1 protein-coding gene is annotated in these 866 nt (G+C 32.8%); it reads right to left on the bottom strand.

Features of this window, described 5'->3' with window-relative positions; translation table 11 throughout:
• Window positions 1–88: 88 nt before the first annotated feature.
• Window positions 89–490, bottom strand: coding sequence for an outer membrane protein assembly factor BamE domain-containing protein (gene bamE, locus ACY2RU_RS17645; protein WP_490139802.1), 402 nt, complete (start codon window positions 488–490; stop codon window positions 89–91).
• Window positions 491–866 lie beyond the last annotated feature (376 nt).

Below are 866 nucleotides of genomic sequence, written 5' to 3'. Positions count from 1 at the left end.
AAATAAATATACGTTTTTAAATTGTGGGAAAATCAATTCGTTTAACCAACTTAGCCATTGGCTTTATACGTTGTTGTATGCAGTTGCTTTAATCATAACTCCAACCTTTATTCAAATAGACAACAATATTATTTTTATCAAAACCAATTATCGATCTGTACCAAGCGAAGTCACCATATTTACCATTGTTAATTCCGTTTAAAACTAATAATTTTCCATCTCCAGTGTAATTATAATTAGTAACAAGCGAGTCATGAGAATTTATGCTAGTATTTAAAGGATTTCCAATTAAATCCAAAACTTGTTGCTTTTTCATTCCAATTTTGATTTGATCAAATTTATTCGGGGTATAATTTTCTCCGAAGACCGTATCTATGTAGGGATTAATGATGTTTTTACCTTCTATTAGCGTAGCCTGCCCAAGCATCAATGAGAATACTAAAGATCCAAGAATTCCAATAACCGAGAGTATTTTTAACATTATCCTCATAGAACTTTTAGTGTTTCATAAAAATACCCAATTACAAAAGCTATAGTATTTATCGGAAATGCAAAAGGGAGTGTTTTATGAAGTCTTTCTTTCAGGTTTCCATTAATCCAAATACTTAATAAAAAAGAAGTAATTATGCATGAAATTATAAATAGCGGAATGATTGGTAGAGGAAAAAATCCGCACGAATAAACGATTAGAAACATTATAACTCCTATCGATATAATAATGTTAATTGTCAGTTTCATTTTTTTTTGGCAATTGCATACAACGTGTTTGTATAATGCCAGTGGCGTTTCTTGGCTCGCTGTGGCTCAACCAAATTTGCGGACGCAAATGTTGGCAGCGGCGTCGACGCGTGCGACTCGGAAGCCAC

It is taken from the genome of Ulvibacter sp. 2305UL32-6, assembly GCF_058148545.1.
Note: the sequence above shows the minus strand (reverse complement) of the source record. Positions and strands in the feature narration are given on the sequence as shown.